The 17,442-nt window shown below is 71.0% G+C and carries 16 protein-coding genes and 1 pseudogene; 11 read left to right on the top strand and 6 right to left on the bottom strand.

Going from position 1 to position 17,442, the window contains the following annotated elements; translation table 11 throughout:
• Positions 1-20 precede the first annotated feature (20 nt).
• Positions 21-1,664 (bottom strand): FAD-dependent oxidoreductase, encoded by a 1,644-nt coding sequence (locus tag IU476_RS00930; protein ID WP_195095568.1) that lies wholly within the window; start codon positions 1,662-1,664, stop codon positions 21-23.
• A gap of 38 nt (positions 1,665-1,702) precedes the next feature.
• Positions 1,703-3,238, bottom strand: coding sequence for an AMP-binding protein (locus IU476_RS00925; protein WP_195095566.1), 1,536 nt, complete (start codon positions 3,236-3,238; stop codon positions 1,703-1,705).
• A 411-nt stretch (positions 3,239-3,649) separates the two neighbouring features.
• Here IU476_RS00925 and IU476_RS00920 point away from each other — a divergent pair.
• The 6 genes and pseudogenes from IU476_RS00920 (at position 3,650) to IU476_RS00895 (ending at position 9,461) form a co-directional block, all read left to right on the top strand.
• Positions 3,650-4,512, top strand: a pseudogene (locus IU476_RS00920) (mycofactocin-coupled SDR family oxidoreductase).
• Between the two features lie 19 nt (positions 4,513-4,531).
• Positions 4,532-5,896, top strand: a complete 1,365-nt coding sequence (locus tag IU476_RS00915; RefSeq protein ID WP_195095564.1) for a cytochrome P450 — start codon at positions 4,532-4,534, stop codon at positions 5,894-5,896.
• Positions 5,896-6,990, top strand: a complete 1,095-nt coding sequence (locus IU476_RS00910) for an amidohydrolase family protein (RefSeq protein WP_195095562.1) — start codon at positions 5,896-5,898, stop codon at positions 6,988-6,990. Before IU476_RS00915 ends, IU476_RS00910 begins: the two co-directional genes overlap by 1 nt.
• 35 nt (positions 6,991-7,025) lie before the next feature.
• Positions 7,026-8,171 carry an amidohydrolase family protein gene (locus tag IU476_RS00905; protein WP_195095560.1) on the top strand — a complete coding sequence of 382 codons (1,146 nt, stop codon included), beginning with the start codon at positions 7,026-7,028 and terminating at the stop codon, positions 8,169-8,171.
• Complete coding sequence (locus IU476_RS00900; protein ID WP_195095558.1) at positions 8,171-8,560, top strand: Rieske (2Fe-2S) protein; 390 nt, start codon at positions 8,171-8,173, stop codon at positions 8,558-8,560. The genes IU476_RS00905 and IU476_RS00900 overlap by 1 nt, the downstream gene beginning before the upstream one ends.
• Before the next feature lie 34 nt (positions 8,561-8,594).
• Positions 8,595-9,461 carry an alpha/beta fold hydrolase gene (locus IU476_RS00895; RefSeq protein WP_195095554.1) on the top strand — a complete coding sequence of 289 codons (867 nt, stop codon included), beginning with the start codon at positions 8,595-8,597 and terminating at the stop codon, positions 9,459-9,461.
• 32 nt (positions 9,462-9,493) lie between these two features.
• On the opposite strand, the gene IU476_RS00890 is transcribed toward IU476_RS00895, so the two are convergent.
• Positions 9,494-9,967: a hypothetical protein gene (locus IU476_RS00890; RefSeq protein ID WP_195095553.1), complete on the bottom strand. Its 474-nt coding sequence runs from the start codon at positions 9,965-9,967 to the stop codon at positions 9,494-9,496.
• A 324-nt stretch (positions 9,968-10,291) separates the two neighbouring features.
• Here IU476_RS00890 and IU476_RS00885 point away from each other — a divergent pair, with 324 nt between their 5' ends.
• The 5 genes from IU476_RS00885 (at position 10,292) to IU476_RS00865 (ending at position 14,801) form a co-directional block, all read left to right on the top strand.
• Positions 10,292-11,635 (top strand): NADH-ubiquinone oxidoreductase-F iron-sulfur binding region domain-containing protein, encoded by a 1,344-nt coding sequence (locus tag IU476_RS00885; protein ID WP_195095552.1) that lies wholly within the window; start codon positions 10,292-10,294, stop codon positions 11,633-11,635.
• Positions 11,632-11,892: a ferredoxin gene (locus tag IU476_RS00880; RefSeq protein ID WP_195095550.1), complete on the top strand. Its 261-nt coding sequence runs from the start codon at positions 11,632-11,634 to the stop codon at positions 11,890-11,892. Before IU476_RS00885 ends, IU476_RS00880 begins: the two co-directional genes overlap by 4 nt.
• Positions 11,889-12,593: a TetR/AcrR family transcriptional regulator gene (locus IU476_RS00875; RefSeq protein WP_438943961.1), complete on the top strand. Its 705-nt coding sequence runs from the start codon at positions 11,889-11,891 to the stop codon at positions 12,591-12,593. Before IU476_RS00880 ends, IU476_RS00875 begins: the two co-directional genes overlap by 4 nt.
• Positions 12,594-12,725: 132 nt before the next feature.
• A complete protein-coding gene (locus tag IU476_RS00870; protein WP_195095548.1) occupies positions 12,726-13,859 on the top strand; it encodes an FAD-dependent oxidoreductase in 1,134 nt (377 codons plus the stop codon).
• Between the two features lie 210 nt (positions 13,860-14,069).
• Positions 14,070-14,801 (top strand): dienelactone hydrolase family protein, encoded by a 732-nt coding sequence (locus IU476_RS00865; RefSeq protein ID WP_195095546.1) that lies wholly within the window; start codon positions 14,070-14,072, stop codon positions 14,799-14,801.
• Between the two features lie 10 nt (positions 14,802-14,811).
• Here the strand turns inward: IU476_RS00865 and IU476_RS00860 are convergent, their stop codons facing one another.
• The 3 genes from IU476_RS00860 to IU476_RS00850 all read right to left on the bottom strand — a co-directional run bounded on the left by IU476_RS00860 (position 14,812) and on the right by IU476_RS00850 (position 17,322).
• A complete protein-coding gene (locus tag IU476_RS00860) occupies positions 14,812-15,114 on the bottom strand; it encodes a hypothetical protein (protein ID WP_195097304.1) in 303 nt (100 codons plus the stop codon).
• A 22-nt stretch (positions 15,115-15,136) separates the two neighbouring features.
• A complete protein-coding gene (locus tag IU476_RS00855) occupies positions 15,137-16,645 on the bottom strand; it encodes a class I adenylate-forming enzyme family protein (RefSeq protein ID WP_195095544.1) in 1,509 nt (502 codons plus the stop codon).
• A gap of 164 nt (positions 16,646-16,809) precedes the next feature.
• Positions 16,810-17,322: a hypothetical protein gene (locus IU476_RS00850; protein WP_195097302.1), complete on the bottom strand. Its 513-nt coding sequence runs from the start codon at positions 17,320-17,322 to the stop codon at positions 16,810-16,812.
• Between the last annotated feature and the right edge of the window lie 120 nt (positions 17,323-17,442).

Here is a 17,442-nt window from a genome sequence, read left to right as displayed (position 1 = left end):
CCTCCGTTACCCGTCCGTGCTCAGCTGTCGACGGACTTGCCGGTCGCCGCGGCGTGCCCGGCGCGGAAGCCGAACACCATGCCGGGGCCGATGGTCCCGCCCGCGCCGCCGTACGCCCGCCCGGTCACCCCGGCCATCGCGTTGCCCGCGGCGAACAGGCCGGGGATGACGATGCCGTCCACGTGCAGCACCCGGCCGTCGCGGTCGGTGCGCGGGCCGCCCTTGGTACCCATCGCGCCGACGGTCACCGGCACGGCGTAGTAGGGGGCGGTGTCGAGGGGGCCGAGGGTCCGTCCCGCAACGGTTTTCGCGGTCTCGTCGCCCCACCAGCCGTCGTAGGCGCTGGCGCCGCGGCCGAAGTCGGGGTCCACCCCGTCGGCGACGTGGCGGTTCCAGGCGGCCACCGTCGCGGCGAGCCCGTCCGGGTCGATGCCCGTCTTCGCGCCCAGTTCGGCGAGATCGGCCGATTCGCGGAACCATTCGGGGACCTCGCCGTCCGGCGCGATGCCGAGGAACCCGTAGCGCCGCAGATGCACCGAGTCGAAGACGATCCAGCCCGGGTCGTTGACGTACCCGCCTTTGGGGTCGAGGTAGTGGAACGCGCCGGCCATCGAGTTGTACTCCGACGCCTCGTTGACGAACCGCCGCCCCGCACGGTTGACCATGATGCTGCGCGGCCGCGTCCGCTCCAGCCGCACGCTGCGGCTGCGCGGCTTGCCCTCGATGGTGTCGCCGGGAATCCGCACCACCGGCACCCACCACGCCTCGCTCATCGTGCCCAGGTCCGCGCCGCGCGCCATCGCCATGCGCAGGCCGTCGCCGGTGTTGTTCGGCGGCGACACCGGCCCGTGCATCGGGCCGCGCAGATAGGCGCGGACCAGGCGGGGGTCCCATTCGAAGCCGCCGGTGGCCAGCACGACGCCGTGGCGCGCGTGCACGATCCGCTCGCCGGTGGCCGTGCGCAGCCGGACGCCGGTGACGGCGCGGCCCTCGGACAGCAGCTCGACGGCCCGCGCCCCGGTCTGCGGCACCACGCCCGCGTCGAGCACGCCGCGCAGCAGCCCGGCGACGAGAGCCGTTCCGGCGACGCAGAAGTCGGCCGAATCGCTGCCGGTCTGCGCGTGCAGCCGGGCGCGGGTCTCGGCGTCGAAGCCGACATTGCTCCAGTCGGCCGGGAAGGAGGTGATCCGGTCGCGCCACTCGCCGAGGCGGGCGAGGTCGAAGGCGGCCGGGCTCAGCGACCGTCCGCCGCCGGGGCGGCCGCCGGGCAGCTCCGGCTTGTAATCCGGGAAACCGTCGGCGATCTCGAACCGCGTGCCGCTGTGCGCCTCGACGAAATCCACCATCGCCGCGCCGGTGCGGACGAAGACCTCCACCAGCTCGTCGTCCATCGAGCCCAGCGACTGCGCGTGCAGGTAGGCCAGCGCGTCGGCCACGGTCAGCGGCCCGTCCGGGGCGCGGTCGTGCGCCGGAATCCACGCGATGCCACCGGAGACGGCGCTGGTACCCCCGACCGTGGCGGCCTTCTCGAACAGCGCCACCGACGCGCCCTGGACCGCCGCGGTCAGCGCGGCGGTCAGGCCCGCCGCACCGCTGCCGAGGACGACGACATCGACGGTGACCTCGCCGTCCCGCGGCGCGGTGGACCGTGCGGGAGCATTCATGAGACCTCCATTCGCGAATGACAAGAATCATATTCTCGTCAGATGGATGTGGCAATCCGCTCCCGGATCAGATGTTTGCGGACCTTGCCGCTGGGGGTGCGCGGATAGTCCTCGACCTCGAACAACCGCTCCGGCCACTTCTGCCGCGCGACACCGGCGGCGGCGAAATGCGTTCGGACCGCGGCCATCGTCGGCAGGCTGCGACCGGGCCGCAGCCGCAGGACGGCGCCGACGGTTTCACCCAGGCGCTCGTCGGGCACGGCCACCACCACGGCCTCGGCCACCTCCGGCAGCTCGGCCAGCAGCTCCTCCACCTCCAGCGCGCTGACGTTCTCGCCGCCCCGAATGATCACGTCGGCCTTGCGGTCGGTGATGGTGAGGTGGCCGTCGGGATGCAGGACGCCGATGTCGCCGGTGTGGTACCAGCCGTCGTCGTCGAAGGCGGCCGCGGTCAGCGCATCGTCGGTGTAGCCGAGGCACAGATCGGGTCCGCGACTGAGGATTTCGCCGTCCTCAGCGAGCCTGATCTCCACGCCGGGCATCGGCCGCCCGTCGGTCGACAGGCGCTCGAATTCCGGTGCGTCGTAGCGTGAGGAGGTGATGGAGGGGTGCTCGGTGCTGCCGTAGGCGCGGAACGGGACCAGGCCCAGATCCGCCAGCCGCCGGGTGACCGCGACGGGCACCGTGGAGCCGCCGAGCCCGACATAGCGGAAGTTGTCGAGGTATTCGGGCGCGAAATCGGGGTGGTCGAGCAGGCTGGTGACGAAGTAGGGCGGCCCGCCGCCGACCACGACCCCGTCACTCTTGATCAGCGCCAGCACGCGGCCCGCGTCCCAGACGTCGAGCAGGTGCACCGGTTTGCCGTGCAGGACCGGCAGCAGGAACGCGCCGACCATCCCGATGAAATGACCCACCGGCGTGGCGGTGAGCATCGTGCCGCGATCCAGCGCGTTGTGCTCGGCGAGCTGGCGGGCCTCGCAGCCCAGGGTCTGGTGGCTGTGCACCACGCCCTTGGGGGCGCTGGTGGTGCCCGAGGTGAAGGCGATCAGCGCCGGGGCCGCCGGGTCGGCCGGGAGCACGCCCGGCATCGGCTCGTCGGCGAGCAGCGCGTCGAAGTCCTTGCCGACCGTGCCCACGATCGGCACCGCCGCGGCCACCTCGGGGTCGAAGACGGTGCGGCCGAAGCGTTCCGCGGTGACGAACACCTCGGGCCGCACGGTGGTGAGGATGTGCGCGACCTCCTTGCGCCCGTAGAAGTGGACGATCGGAACGACCGCCGCGCCGAGGAACGCCGCCGCCCAGAACGTCGCCGCCGCCTCCATCCAGTTCGGCAGCTGGAACGCGATCACGTCGCCCGGCCCGACGCCGCGGGCCCGCAGGCCCGCGGCCAGCCGCCGCCCGACGCGCTCGACCTCGGCCACGGTGCCCGACCACGGGCGCACCTCGGAATGCACCCGGAACGCGGCGTCCGGCGCCGCCGCGAGTCCGCGACTCAGCAGGTCTCCCAGTGTTTCCCGGCGCCACCAGCCGGCGTGCTCGTAGCGGGTGCGCAATTCCTCGGGGATGTCTCGCATCTCGGCCTCGCTCGTTCCTGCGGGTGGGCGTGTATGACGCCGTCGGATTCGCGGGCCGGATCCGCCGGCACGGCAGCCCGCCCGCGCGGTCTCCTCGACCACTGATGAAAATACCGTTCTCATAGAACGGAAACGGGAAAATCTACCGGGATGATCGGAATCCGCAGTGGTGGACCGGCTTTTCTCGCCGCGCTTGCGACGCCCGCTCGGCGATGCCGGAGCGTCGGACGACCTTGCGGCACGAGTTGTGCAAGAGTAACGTTCTCATCTACTGCAAGGAAAATTCTTGCTTAGGCCACGGCCGCGCCGACGCGGCCGCGGGCAGTCGGCGCCACGGCAACCGAGCGAGGCGCGCGATCCGCCGGGACGGCACCGCCGCCGCGGTCACGAGGAAGAACGGAAGGGTCAGCTGTGGGACGTGTCGAGGGCAAGGTCGCGTTCATCACCGGCGCCGCGCGCGGGCAGGGTCGCAGCCACGCGGTCCGCCTGGCCGAGGAGGGCGCCGACATCATCGCGGTCGATCTGTGCGAGGACATCTCGACCATCGGCTACGCGCTCGCGCGGCCGGAAGACCTGGAGGAAACGGCGAACCTGGTCGCCAAGACCGGCCGCCGCGTGGTCACCGCCAAGGCCGACGTGCGCAGCGCCGAGCAGTTGCGCAAGGCGGTGGAGGACGGGATCGCCGAGCTGGGCAAGCTCGACGTCGTCGTCGCGCAGGCCGGTATCGCCGGCATGAAGGGCGAGCCTGCCATGCAGGCCTGGATCGACGTCATCAACACCAACCTGATCGGCACCATCAACGCCATCCAGGTCTCGCTGGGGCATCTGAAGGAAGGCGCGTCGATCATCGCGACCGGCTCCACCGCCTCGCTGATCGACATCAACAAGATCGACAACCCGGGCAACGACCCGGGCGGCATGGCCTACGTGCACTCCAAGCGCGCCTTGACCGCCTACGTCTACGAGCTGGCCCGCCAGCTGGCGCCGCGCGGCATCCGCGCCAATGTCGTGCACCCCACCAACTGCAACACCCCGATGTTGCAGAGCGAGCCGATGTACCGCTCGTTCCGGCCCGACCTCGACAAGCCCACGCGCGCGGACGCCGAACCGGTGTTCGGCGTGCAGCAGGCCCCATGCGCATCCCCTACGTCGAGCCCGAGGACATCAGCAACGCGGTGGTCTACCTGGCCTCCGAGGAGTCCCGGTACGTCACCGGCACACAGCTGCGCGTGGACGGCGGCGGCTACCTGAAGTCCTACGACTACCACATCTGAGCGCCGGGGGAAGAATATCGTGAGCATCGACGACGCACGCGCCGACCAGGACCGCAAGCGGAACCGGTACCACTTCGACCGGCACACGCCCGAATACCGGCACCGGTTCGTGGAGATCACCCAGGAGATGCAAGCCGAGTGCCCGATCGCCTGGAGCGACACCTACGGCGGGCACTGGGTCGCCGCGGGCAGCACCGAGGTGTTCGAACTCGCCCGCTGCCCGCACGTGTCCAACGACCACGACCTGCGCGGAGAACGCAAGGGCTACAAGGGTATTTCGATCCCCACCGCCCAGCGGGTGCAGGCGGTGCGGGGCGGCATCCTGGAGATGGACGATCCGGAACACCGGACCTATCGGCAGGCCATCAACCCCTACCTGTCCCCCGCGGCGGTCCGGCGCTGGGAGCCGGTCATCGACGAGATCGTGCGCGCCGCCCTCGACGAGAGGATCGAGAGCGGGCACATCGACTTCGTGGACGACCTCGCCAATATCGTCCCGGCCGTGCTGACCCTGGCCATGCTCGGAATACCGATGCGGCAGTGGTCGATGTACAGCGAACCGGTGCACGCGGCGGTGTACACCCCCGAGGACTCGCCGGACGCCCCGCGGGTGGCGGAGATGCACCGCGCGATGGGTCTCGACCTGCTCAACAACCTGATCGAGATCAAGGCCGATCCGCGTCCCGGCCTGGTGGACGGGCTGGTCAAGCTGCGTATCGACGGCGAGCCGGCACCCGACCTCGAGATACTCGGCATGCTCGGCCTGATCATCGGCGGCGGCTTCGACACCACCACCGCGCTCACCGCGCACTCGCTGGAATGGCTGTCGGAGCACCCGGATCAGCGCGCACTGCTGAGCGAGGAGCGCGAGCACCTGCTCGACTCCGCGACCGAGGAGTTCCTGCGCTACTTCACCCCCGCGCCGGGCGACGGCCGAACCATCTCCGCCGACATGGAATTGGTGAACACCCGCTTCGAAGAGGGTGAGCGCCTGTGGTTGTCGTGGGCGATGGCCAACCGGGACCCGCAGGTCTTCCCCGACCCGAACGAGGTCGTGCTGGACCGAAGGGGCAACCGGCACTTCAGCTTCGGGCTCGGCGTGCACCGGTGCATCGGGTCGAATGTGGCGCGCACGGTGTTCAAGTCCATGCTCACCGCCGTGCTGGACCGGATGCCCGACTACCGCTGCGACCCCGAGGGCACCGTGCACTACGAGACCATCGGCGTCATCCAGGGCATGCGGAAGCTGCCCGCCACCTTCACCCCCGGCCCGCGGCTGGGCCCCGGGCTGGAGGAGACCATCGACAAGCTGCAACGCATCTGCGACAAGCAGGAACTCGCCGCGCCGGTGACCGAGCGGCCCGACCGGGCACGGATCGAGTGATGGCCGACGCCACCGGCACCCCGCTCATCGACGCCAGCGTGCACATCTTCTTCACCTCGAACCGGGACATGCGCGGCTTCCTGCGCGAGCCGTTCGCCAGCCGCGGCATCCCGGACGTCGAGATGGATTGGTACGGCGCACCGGGCGGGGAGTACGCCGAGGGCACCCGCGGGCCGAGCGAGCGCGGCCAAGACAAGGGGTATCCGGGCTCGGATCCCGAATTCGTCGGCGAGCAGCTGTTCGTGGAGCGCGGCGTGGACGTGGCGGTGCTGCATCCGATGACGCGCGGCATCCTGCCGGACCGGCACCTGACCACGGCGATGCTGGCCGCGCACAACGAGATGATGGTCTCGCGGTGGCTGGAGTCGAACCGGTTCGCGGCCCGCTACCGGGGCACGATCCGGGTCAACCCGGAGGACATCCCGGGTGCGCTGCGCGAAATCCGCAGGTACGCAAGCCATCCCGGCGTCGTACAGGTCGGGGTGCCGTTGCAGTCGCGGGAACTCTACGGCAAGCCGCAGTTCTGGCCGCTGTGGGAGGCGGCGGCGGAAGCCGGGCTGCCGGTGGCCGCGCACATCGAAACCGGGGAGAGCATCGCCTTCCCGCCCACACCGTCCGGCCACACCCGCACCTATGAGCAGTACCTCGGGTTCATGTCGCTGAACTACGTCTATCACCTGATGAACATGATCGCCGAGGGCGTGTTCGAGCGGCTGCCCGAGCTGAGATTCGTGTGGGCCGACGGCGCGGCGGATTTCCTCACGCCGTTCACCTGGCGGATGGACACCTTCGGCCGGCCGCATCTGGAACAGACGCCGTGGGCGCCGCGCATGCCCAGCGACTACCTGCCGGGCCACGTGTATTTCGTGCAGGGCGGCCTCGACGGGCCCGGCGACACCGAATTCGCCTCCGAGTGGCTGGGTTTCACCGGCAAGGAGGACATGGTGATGTTCGGTTCCAGCTATCCGCACCGGCATGGCGGCGACGCCGCCGCGCTGCCGTCCGCGCTCACCGCCGAGCAGCGCGAGAAATTGCTCTGGCGCAACGCTTCCCGGCTCTACGGCATCGACATTCCCGTCGTAGCCACCGCCTAGCCGAGAGCCCACTCGTCCATCGGAGGGAGACGACCATGACGCTGGCACACCGGCACCATCGCGCCCCGGCACCCGAGCAGGTCGCCGTCCGGGTGGTCGACTCGGACGTGCACCCCGTACCGCGGCGCGGGGAACTCGTGGAGTACCTCCCCGAACCGTTTCGGAGCAGCTACTTCCTCAGCCACCGGGTCGGCGACACGATCATCTACGACGCCCCCGACTACGCGCACACCTACGCCATGCGCGCCGACGCCTTCCCCGACGGCGGCGAATTCCCCGGCAGCGACCCGGAACTCGCGTTCCGGCAGCTGATCGTCGAGGCCGGGTCGGACATCGCGATCCTGGAGCCGACGGTGAAGGCGACGCGGCTGCCCGAGGCCACCCAGGCGATGGCCACGGGCATCAACCACTGGCTGGCCGCCCACTGGCTGGACTCGAAGAACAACTGGCATCAGCGGTGGCGCGGGTCGATCTGCGCGGCGGTCGACGACCCGCAGGGCGCGGTGCGCCAGATCGAGGAGTGGGCCGGGCATCCGTTCATGGCGCAGATCCTGATCAAGGCCGAGCCGCGACCGGCGTGGGGCGACCCGAAGTACGATCCGATCTGGGCGGCCGCCACCAAGCACGATCTCGTGGTGAGCTGTCACCTGGGCCGCGGCGCGTACGAGACGATGCCCATGCCGCCGGTCGGATTCCCCAGCTACAACCATGATTTCATGGTCACCTACTCGCTGCTGGCGGCGAACCAGATCATGAGCCTGATCTTCGACGGCGTGTTCGACCGGTTCCCGGCGCTGCGAATCGTGTTCGTGGAGCACGCGTTCACCTGGATCCTGCCGCTGATGTGGCGGATGGACGCCATCTACGCGGCGCGTTCGTCGTTCACCGGGATCCGGCGCAAGCCCTCGGAGTACGTCGAGGAGCACATTCGGTTCACCACCCAGCCCCTGGACTATCCCGAGGACAAGACGGAACTCACCCGCGCGTTCGAGTGGATGTCGGCCGAGCGGATCCTGCTGTACTCCTCGGACTACCCGCACTGGACCTTCGACGATCCGCGCTGGCTGGTCAAACACCTGCCGCCGTACGCCCGCGACCGGGTCATGTACCTGAACGGGATCGAGACCTACCACCTGCCGGAGTCGGTGCCCGCCGTCGACGGCCAGCGACGGGTGCTGTGATGGCCGACTCCGACCAGCCGCGGCTCGCCCAGGGCCGCGAGCACGTGGTGGCGACGGTCGACGAGATCCCACCCGGCACTTCGAAAGTCGTGCCGATCGGGCGGCACGGCGTCGGCGTCTACAACGTCCACGGCACGTTCTACGCCATCGCGAACTACTGCCCGCACGAAGGCGGGCCGCTGTGCGCCGGGCGCGCGCGGGGCCGGACCGTCGTCGACGAGTCGGTGCCGGGCGACCAGGTGATGGTGCGCGATCAGGAGTTCGTCTACTGCCCGTGGCACCAGTGGGGATTCGAGCTGGCGACCGGGACCACCGCGGTGAAGCCCGAGTGGAGCATTCGCACCTATCCGGTGCGGGTCGTGGGTGACTCCGTCGTCGTGCTGGCCTGAGACGCGCCGGCATGGAGAGCAGGAAGGAAGTCGCATGCCCACCGTGGCGGTGAACGGCGGCGAGGTCGGCTACGAAATCCTCGGTGCCACCGGCGAACTCGTGGTCCTGACGCCGGGCGGACGATTCGGCATGGACGTGCCGGGGCTGCGGCCGCTGGCCGAGGCGATCGTCGCGGGCGGGTACCGGGTGCTGCTGTGGGACCGGCCCAACTGCGGCGCGTCGGATGTGCAGTTCTACGGGCAGACCGAATCGCACATGCGGGCCGAGACGCTGGACGGCCTGCTCACCGCGCTCGACGCCGGGCCCTGCGTGCTGGCGGGCGGTTCCGGCGGGGCGCGCGACTCGATACTGACCGCGATCCTCTACCCCGAGCGGGTCACCAAACTGGTGCTGTGGAACATCGTCGGCGGCGTCTACGGCATGTTCAATCTCGGTGCGTACTACGTGCTTCCGAGTCTCCAGGCCATGCGCGGCGGTGGCAGCGCGGGACTGTTGCGGATGCGGGAATGGCGGGAGGCGGTGGAGCGCAACCCCCGCAACAAGCAGCGGCTGCTCGAGCTGGACCGCGACGAGTTCGTGAAGTTGTCGCTGCGGTGGCTCAACGCCTACGTGCCCAAGCCCGGGCAGACCATTCCGGGCGTGGACGACGAGCTGTTCGACCGAATCCGGGTGCCCACCTTGATCATTCGCGGCGGCGAGCACGACATCGACCATCCGAAGCGCACCTCGCTCGAGGTGAGCTGCCTGATCGCGGGCTCGACGCTGATCGATCCGCCGTGGCCCGAGGACGCCTGGGAGCGGGCCGTCGAGGAGCGGGGGTCGGGAAAAGTGAAGCACTACAACCTTTTCGAGACCTGGGTGCTGGCCGCCCCGGCCATCCTGTCGTTCCTGGACAGCTGATGGACGGCCATCCGCCACCGGGGCCGCGTCCGCTATCGGGTGCGGATGCGGACCTCGCAGTTCAGGGAGGCCTCCAGGGCGGTGTGGACGCGGCTCTCCGGGACGCGCGCCAGCGCCGCCTCGGGCAGCGTGACGTGCACGATGTCGAAACCGTCGGGGCCCGGCTCCCGCGCCACCTCCCCGCTGAGCCCGAAGCCCGCGAGCACGCCGTGCGCGTCGTCGTCGGTGCCGCGGCTGACGTAGGTCAGCACCCCGGGCACCGGCTCGGTGCCGAAAGCCTCGGCGCACAACCGCACCGCCGCGCCCACGGTGGCCTCGGGATCGGCTGTGCCGACCAGCAATTGGACCTCGCGCCGATGCGGCGGCCGCCCCGCCACATAGTTGTCGAGCACCTCGGCCCCCAGCGCCCCGGCCCCCTCCCGCAGCACCGCCACCCCCTGCGTCAGCCGCGCCACACTCAGTTCGCCGGCCGGATCCACATCGATCCGCACCACCGCCGTTCTCATGATCGCCAGCGTAGCGCGCAGCCCTCCCCCGCCACCACGGCACCACCCGCCACCACCACTGTTCCGGCACGCGCCACCATCAACACTCGGCCGCGCGCCACCACCCGCGTCCCGCCACGCGACATCAACCCCGCCCCTGCGCGCGACATCACAGCCATCCGGGCACAGGACATCACGGTCATCCCGGCACATGCCACCCTCGTCGTCCCGGCACACGCCACCCTCGTCAGCCCGGCGCACGCCACCCTCGTCATCCCGGCACGCTTTCGGCCGGGATCCATCTCCCCCCGGAAACTCCCCGTCATCGAGCCGAAAGAGGTTGTCATGCAAGAGACTTTCGAGCCGTTCGGGGCGCTGACCGTGGGTGTGCTGCCCGGGTGTGAACCGCGGCTGCTGCGGGAGGTCGGGGAGGTGGAGGACCTGGGCGCGTATCGGGGTGCGGGTGGGTACGCGCCGCTGGGGGATGTCGAGACGTTGTCGAGCGAGGTGCGGCACAGCGGGCTGCTGGGGCGCGGCGGCGCGGCGTTCCCGATCGCGGTGAAGCTGAGCACCGTGCGCGAGGCCCACCGGCGGGGTCGGGAGACCGTCGTCGTCGCCAATGGTGAAGAGGGCGAACCGGCTTCGGTGAAGGACAAGTGGTTGTTGCGCCGCCGACCGCACCTGGTGCTGGACGGCTTGCGCCTGGCGGCGGCGATCGTCGGCGCGCGCCGGGCCTACGTGTACGTCTCGGATCCGGAATCCGCGCGCCGGGTCGACGCCGCGCTCACCGAACTCGACGCCGCCGGGAGCACCGGCCTCACCGTCGAACTGGACACCGCCGGGAGCACCGGCCTCACCGTCGAACTCGTCACCGTCGCAGCGGGTTACGTCGCGGGCGAGGAGACCGCCGCCGTCCGCGCGATCGACGGCGGCCCCGCGAAACCCTCCGACAAGCCGCCGCGCCCGTTCGAACAGGGCGTGGGCGGACTGCCGACGGTGGTGAGCAACGTGGAGACGCTGGCGCACCTTCCCTACGTGCACCGCCACGGCGGGGCCGCCTTCCGCGCGGTCGGCACCGACGCCTCCCCCGGCACCTTCCTCGCCACGATCACCGGCGGCGACCGTCCGGCGGCGCTCTACGAACTGCCGCACGGCACCCCGTTCACGGAACTGCTTGCGCTGCACGGTATCCCGGCCGACGCCGTGCGCGGCGCGCTCACCGGCGGCTATTTCGCGGGCATGGTCGACCGTACGATCCTGGACGCCACCCTGGACCACGCGTCGATGCGCGGCCTCGGCGGCGGCCTGGGCTGCGGCGCGTTCTCCTTGATCACCCGCGAATGCCCGGTGGCCGTGGCGGCGGGCGTGCTGAGCTATTTCGACCGCGAGAACGCCGGGCAGTGCGGCTCATGCTTCAACGGCACGGCCGCCATGGCCGCGGCGGCGCTCGCCTTGCGCGACGGGCAGGCCGCGACCGCGGACATCGACCGGTTGCGGCGCTGGTCGGTGGTCCTGCGCGGGCGCGGCGCGTGCGGCACCCTCGACGGCGCGGCCAATGCCGCCGCCACACTGCTCGCCCGCTTCCCCGACGCCGTCGCCGCGCACCTGTCCGGCGGCTGCGCGACCTGCGCCCGGGGCATCCACGTGGCCGAACGGCCCTTCGACGCACAGGCGGTGACGGTCTCGTGAGAATCCGACTCGACCGGACGCTGTGCGACGGGTTCGGCCTCTGCGCCCGGCACGCGCCCCGCCACTTCTCCCTCGACGACTGGGGTTACGCGACGGCGGAGGGCGACCGCACGGTCGCCCCCGCCGACCGCGACAGCGTCATGCGCGCGCTGCTCGACTGCCCCGTGCACGCCATCACCGTGCTCTCCGACCACGAAAACGGCACTGCCGCAACGGCTCCCACGGAGACCGCACCCGCCGCGGAGCCGGGCCGATGACCGACCCCGACGACATGCCGCCGGACGCGGACCGGTCCCCGGCCGACGACCCCGGACAACTTCCCGCGTGGAAACAACGCGCCGTGGAACGTTCGCTGCGCTCGGCGAAAGCGCGAGCCGGGCAGCGGGTGCAGCGCTTCCTGGACGCGGCGCAGGCCATCATCACCGAGAAGGGCAGCACCGATTTCACCGTGCAGGAGGTGGTCGACCGGTCCCGGCAGTCGCTGCGCAGCTTCTACCTGCAATTCGACGGCAAACACGATCTGCTGCTGGCACTCTACGAGGACGCACTGGGGCGCACGACCGACCAGATCCGGGCCGCCACCGCCAACAACGTGCATCCGCTGGACAAGGTTCGCACCGCGGTGGAGCTGCTTTTCCAGCTGTGCCGGCCCGACCCGCACGCGCGCCGCCCGCTGTTCACCGAGTTCGCGCCGCAACTGCTGAGTTCGCACCCGGCGCAGATCCGGCTCGCGCACGCGTCGCTGTTCGCACTGTTCACCGAGCTGCTCACGGAAGCCCATCACGCGGGCCGGCTCACCGGCGAGGCCAACCCCCGCCGCCTGGCCGCGCTCACCATGCAGACCGTCATGTTCATCGCCCAGCCCTCGGCGACCGAGTCCGAGGCCCACCCCATCACCGCCGACGAGGTCTGGACCTTCTGCGCCCACGGCCTCACCCACGGCCGCAGCGCCACCTGACCGCACACCTATCCGAGGAGTGAGGCGCCACCTCGGTGTTCGCTACGTGTCCGTCGCTGGGGCCAGACGCACGCAGGCGCGCGCAAGGTGAACGCAAGAGTGGCGCAATCGCCGATCGGCACGCTCGGCGGCATGAGCGATTCAGTGACGATTATCGGAGCCGGTCTCGGTGGGCTGGCATTGGCGCGCGTGCTGCACGTGCACGGCCTCGCGGCCACGGTGTACGAAGCCGAGCCCGGGCCGGCGGCGCGGGCGCAGGGCGGGATGCTCGACATCCACGACTACAACGGGCAGCTCGCGATCGAGGCGGCGGGCCTGACGACGGAATTCCGGGACCTGATCCTGCCCGGCCGTCAGGCGATGCGGGTCCTCGACCCGGACGGGACCGTGCTGCTGGACAAGCCCGACGACGGCTCCGGCGGGCGGCCCGAGGTGCAGCGCGGTGAACTGCGCCGGCTCCTGCTGGACTCGCTGCCCGCGGGCACCGTCCGGTGGGGCCGCAAGGTGAACACCGTCCGCGCGGTCGGCGCGGGTCGCCACGAGGTCGTCTTCGCCGACGGCGGCACCGTCGCCACGAGCCTGCTGGTCGGCGCGGACGGCGCGTGGTCGCGGGTGCGGCCGCTGTTGTCCACGGCCACACCGGAATACACGGGCGAATCGTTCGTCGAGACCTATCTGTACGAGGCCGACACCCGCCACCGCGACGCCGCGCGAGCCGTCGGGGGCGGGGCGATGTCCGCGCCCGCACCGGGCCGGGAGATTCACGCGCACCGGGAACGGGGCGACACCCTGCACGCCTACGTGGTGCTCGCCGAGCCGCACGACTGGTTCGCCGCCATCGATTTCACCGACGCCGCCGCGGCCACCGCCCGGATCGCGCGCGAATTCGACGGCTGGGCACCGGAACTCACGGCGCTGATCACCGAGACCGACATTCCGCCGGTCTGGCGGCCGCACTACGCGCTGCCCACCGGCCACCGGTGGGACCGGGTGCCCGGGGTCACCCTGCTCGGCGACGCCGCCCACCTCATGCCGACCAACGGCGAAGGCGCCAACCTCGCGCTGCTCGACGGCGCGGAACTCGGCAAGGCCCTCGCCGCGCACCCCGGCGACCCGGAGACCGCACTCGGCGAATACGAGCGCGCCATGTTCGCCCGCAGCACCGAGGTCGCCACCGCGACCGCCGAACTGTTCGGCGACTCCTTCGACGGCACCGCGCGGAGCCTGGCCGCGGCATTCGCCGGCGACGGCCTCTCGCCGCACTGACCGCCGAACACATCTCGACGGTGTGCGGCTAGACTCGGCGGAGATGACTACCGGGACGGCATTGCGCCACACACAGATCGGTTACCCGGTGTTCCGCTGAGCGCCGCGCGGGCCCGCGGCCCGCTGTTCGATCGCGTATCGCCCGCGGGTGCGCGGGATCCGCCTCCGTCGTGTTGATCAAGCCTTTCAGCAACGACGACAGGAGAATTCATGACCATCGAGAATGTGCGGATCCCCACCGCGGACGGCGTGGCCGACGCCTTCGCCGCGTTCCCCGACGACGGCGAGCAGCACCCCGGAGTGCTGATGTACGGGGACGCTTTCGGTCCCCGTCCCGCGCTGCGCGAAATGGCGCGAGAACTAGCCGGGCACGGCTATCACGTGCTGGTGCCCAACTATTTCTATCGCCACGGCCCGGCGCCGGTGATCGAGCTTCCCGAGTTCATCGGCGAAGCGGAGCGGCCCGGGATCATCGCCCGGCTGATGCCCTTGATCCAGGCGCACACCGTCGACCGGGTCCGCGTCGACGCCGAGGCCTACCTCGACTTCCTGACCGCCCGCCCCGCGGTGGCCGCCGGACCGGTCGCGGTCACCGGCTACTGCTTCGGCGGCCTGCTGGCCACCCGCACCGCCACGGCCGACCCCGCCCGCGTGGCCGCCCTCGCCGCCTTCCACGCCCCCGTCCACGCCGACGGACCCGACAGCCTCGCCGCACTCACCGTCCCGCTGCACTTCGGCCACGCCGCAAGCGATCTGACGCCGCAAGAGCTGGCCGACCTCAACCGAGCCCTGGACAAGGCGGGCATCCCCTACACCTCCGAGATCTACCCCGGCACCGTCCACGGCTTCACCATGCCCGACACCGACACCTTCGATCCCACCGGCGCACAACACCATTGGACCCGCCTGCTCCCCCTCTTGTCGACCGCCCTGACCGGGTGACGCTCGGGACTCAGTCGCTGGCCGGTAGGGGCTTGGCTTCCTTCAGCGACAGGGGGGTGGGGCCGATGCTCAAAGTGCCGGTGCCGGCCTTCGTCACCAGCACCTCCGCGCCGGACTCGTCGACGTAGCGCTTGCCGAGCTGGTTGCCCTCGCAGAGGCTCGGGTCGGCGGTCGCGCCCGCCGCCGGCTCGGCGCCCAGCGGGATCATGGCGACGCCGCCGGCGCGCAGATCGTCCAGGCTGTCGGTCGCCTTGACCACGATTACCTCGGTGTCGCAGACCTGGCTGCGCAGCCGAGTGCCGTTGTTGACCATTGTCATCCTTTCCTGGCGGCGCTCACCGGCCGGCCGCCGCGTCCACGGCGGGCCCGTACTCCTCGACGAGGCTGCGCCGCAATACTTTTCCGGTCGGGGTGGCGGGCAGCGAGTCCCGGAACACGATCCGGTCCGGGGTGCGAGAGCCACGCAGGGCGGCGCGCACGAACTCGCGCAGCTCCGCCGGGTCGGGCGACGTGCCCGCCTCCGGCACCACGACCGCCACGATGATCTGCCCCCACTGCGCGTCCGCCACGCCGATGACCGCGACCGCCCGCACGTCCGCGTGCTCCACCAGCACGTCCTCGATCTCGGCCGGTGCGATGTTCTCGCCGCCGCGGATGATGGTGTCGTCGGAGCGGCCGCCGATGTACAGGTAGCCGTCGGCGTCGAGGGTCGCGACGTCTTTGGTCGGGAACCAGCCCGCGGCGTCGAGCACCGAGCCGATCCCGGTGTAGCGCCCCGACACCTGCGGGCCGCGCACGAACAGCTCGCCGGTCTCCCCCGCGGGCAGCACGCGGCCGGACTCGTCACGGATCTGCACCTCGATGCCGGGGACGGGCTGCCCGACCGAACCGAGCCGCCTGGCCAGCGCCGGATCGGTCGCGGCGTACGCGGCCCGGTGGTCCTCCGGGCCCAGCACCGCTATCGTCGAACTGGTCTCGGTCAACCCGTAGGCGTTGACGAAACCCACCTCCGGCAGCAGCTCGAGCGCCTTGCGGACCAGCGGCAGCGCCACTTTCGAACCGCCGTAGGCGAAGTTGCGCAGCGTCGGCAGCCGTGCGCCGGTCCGCTCGAGTTCGGTGACGATCCGGTCCAGCATGGTCGGCACCACGGTCGCGGTCGTCACGGACTCCGCGGCGATCAGGCGCACCCAGCGCGCCGCGTCGAAGGCACGCAGGTACACCATTCGCCGCCCGGCGTAGAGGTTGGACAGCGCGGCCCCGATACCGGCGATGTGGTACGGCGGCACACAGATCAGCGCGGCGTCCTCCGGTGCGGCGGAAGCGAATTCGACCGTGCCGGTGATGTAACTCAGCAAGTTCTGGTGCGACAGCTCGACCGCTTTGGGCGCGGAGGTGGTGCCGGAGGTGAACAGCACCACCGCCACCTGATCGGGATCGGGCGACTCCGACACCGGCTCGGCCGTCTCCGCCGCCGCCACGAACTCCGCCGACCGCATGACCCGCACGCCGAAACCGGACACCACGCCGTAATATTCGTCGTCGCACACCAGCAGCGGATCGTCCAGGCGCGCCACGAGTTCGCGCAGCGCGTCACCGCTCAGTCGGTAGTTCAGGGGCGTGACGGGCACGGCCGCGCCGGCCGCCGCGAAGATCAGCAGCGGCAGCAGGTGCCCGCCCGTGCCGACGTAGGCCACGCTGCGCGCGCCCGAGGCCGCGACGACGCCCGCGCCGCCTCGCGCCCGGATCTGCAGCTCCCCCACGCTCCAGCGCACGTCGTCGCAGACGATCGCGGTGCGATCCGGGTCGCCGGAGGCCGCCATGTCGAGCAACAGCGACACGGTCATGACCGGGCTCCGCCCGCCACCGGCACGCGGCGCCCCGCGATTCGCTCATTCCCTCGGCTCATGCGCACCTCTCCGCGAGCACCCGGCCCGCCCGAATCGACGGGCGGGAATTCTCGTGATATCACCATTCTCTTCTGGAGAGAATATCATAATCGCCGGTGCACTCAGCCCGCCGAGACCAGGTCCGAGCCGCCCCACAGGCCGGTGAGCAGCAGCTCTCCGCACCGGAACACCTCCGCGCCGCCGACCTCGGCGGCCGGTTCGCCAGCCGCGGTGAGCGCCGCGGTCTTGAACGCGCGGGCGGCGACGCTGAGCGGATGCCGGACCGCGCCGAGCCGGGTGTCGAGTTCCTCGGGCAGCGTCCCGCCCCACAGCGCCACCTCGATCAGCCCGTGGTCCAGGCAGTCCAGCACGCCGCGCCGCACCCGGGCATCGGCGGCGAACAGTCCCGGATCCACCGCGACGGCGTGCGGCCAGGTGTCGTGCACCGGCGAGGCCAGCGACCGCTCCAGATCCAGCACGGCGGCGCCGAGGATCCGCAGCGGCCGCACGTCGGTGGCGTCGGCGAGCAGCACCGTCACCTCCCACCCGGCCATGGTCCGGTCGCACAGCCAGCCGCCCGCGTGCCGCACCGCCTCGACGGCGGTCGAGGCGACGACGGCGAGCCGGTAGCGCAGCGGATGTTCGCGAGCGTGTGCGCGCCAGCTCGAAACCGAGTGCAGCGCATCGAGTTCCGGTGTGCCCGAGTCGAAATGCTGTGTCATGGTGACCATCCCGATGACGAGGGCCGTGGCGAC

Source organism: Nocardia blacklockiae (genome assembly GCF_015477355.1).
Taxonomy (GTDB): domain Bacteria; phylum Actinomycetota; class Actinomycetes; order Mycobacteriales; family Mycobacteriaceae; genus Nocardia; species Nocardia blacklockiae.
This window is presented reverse-complemented; position numbering and strand designations above follow the sequence as displayed.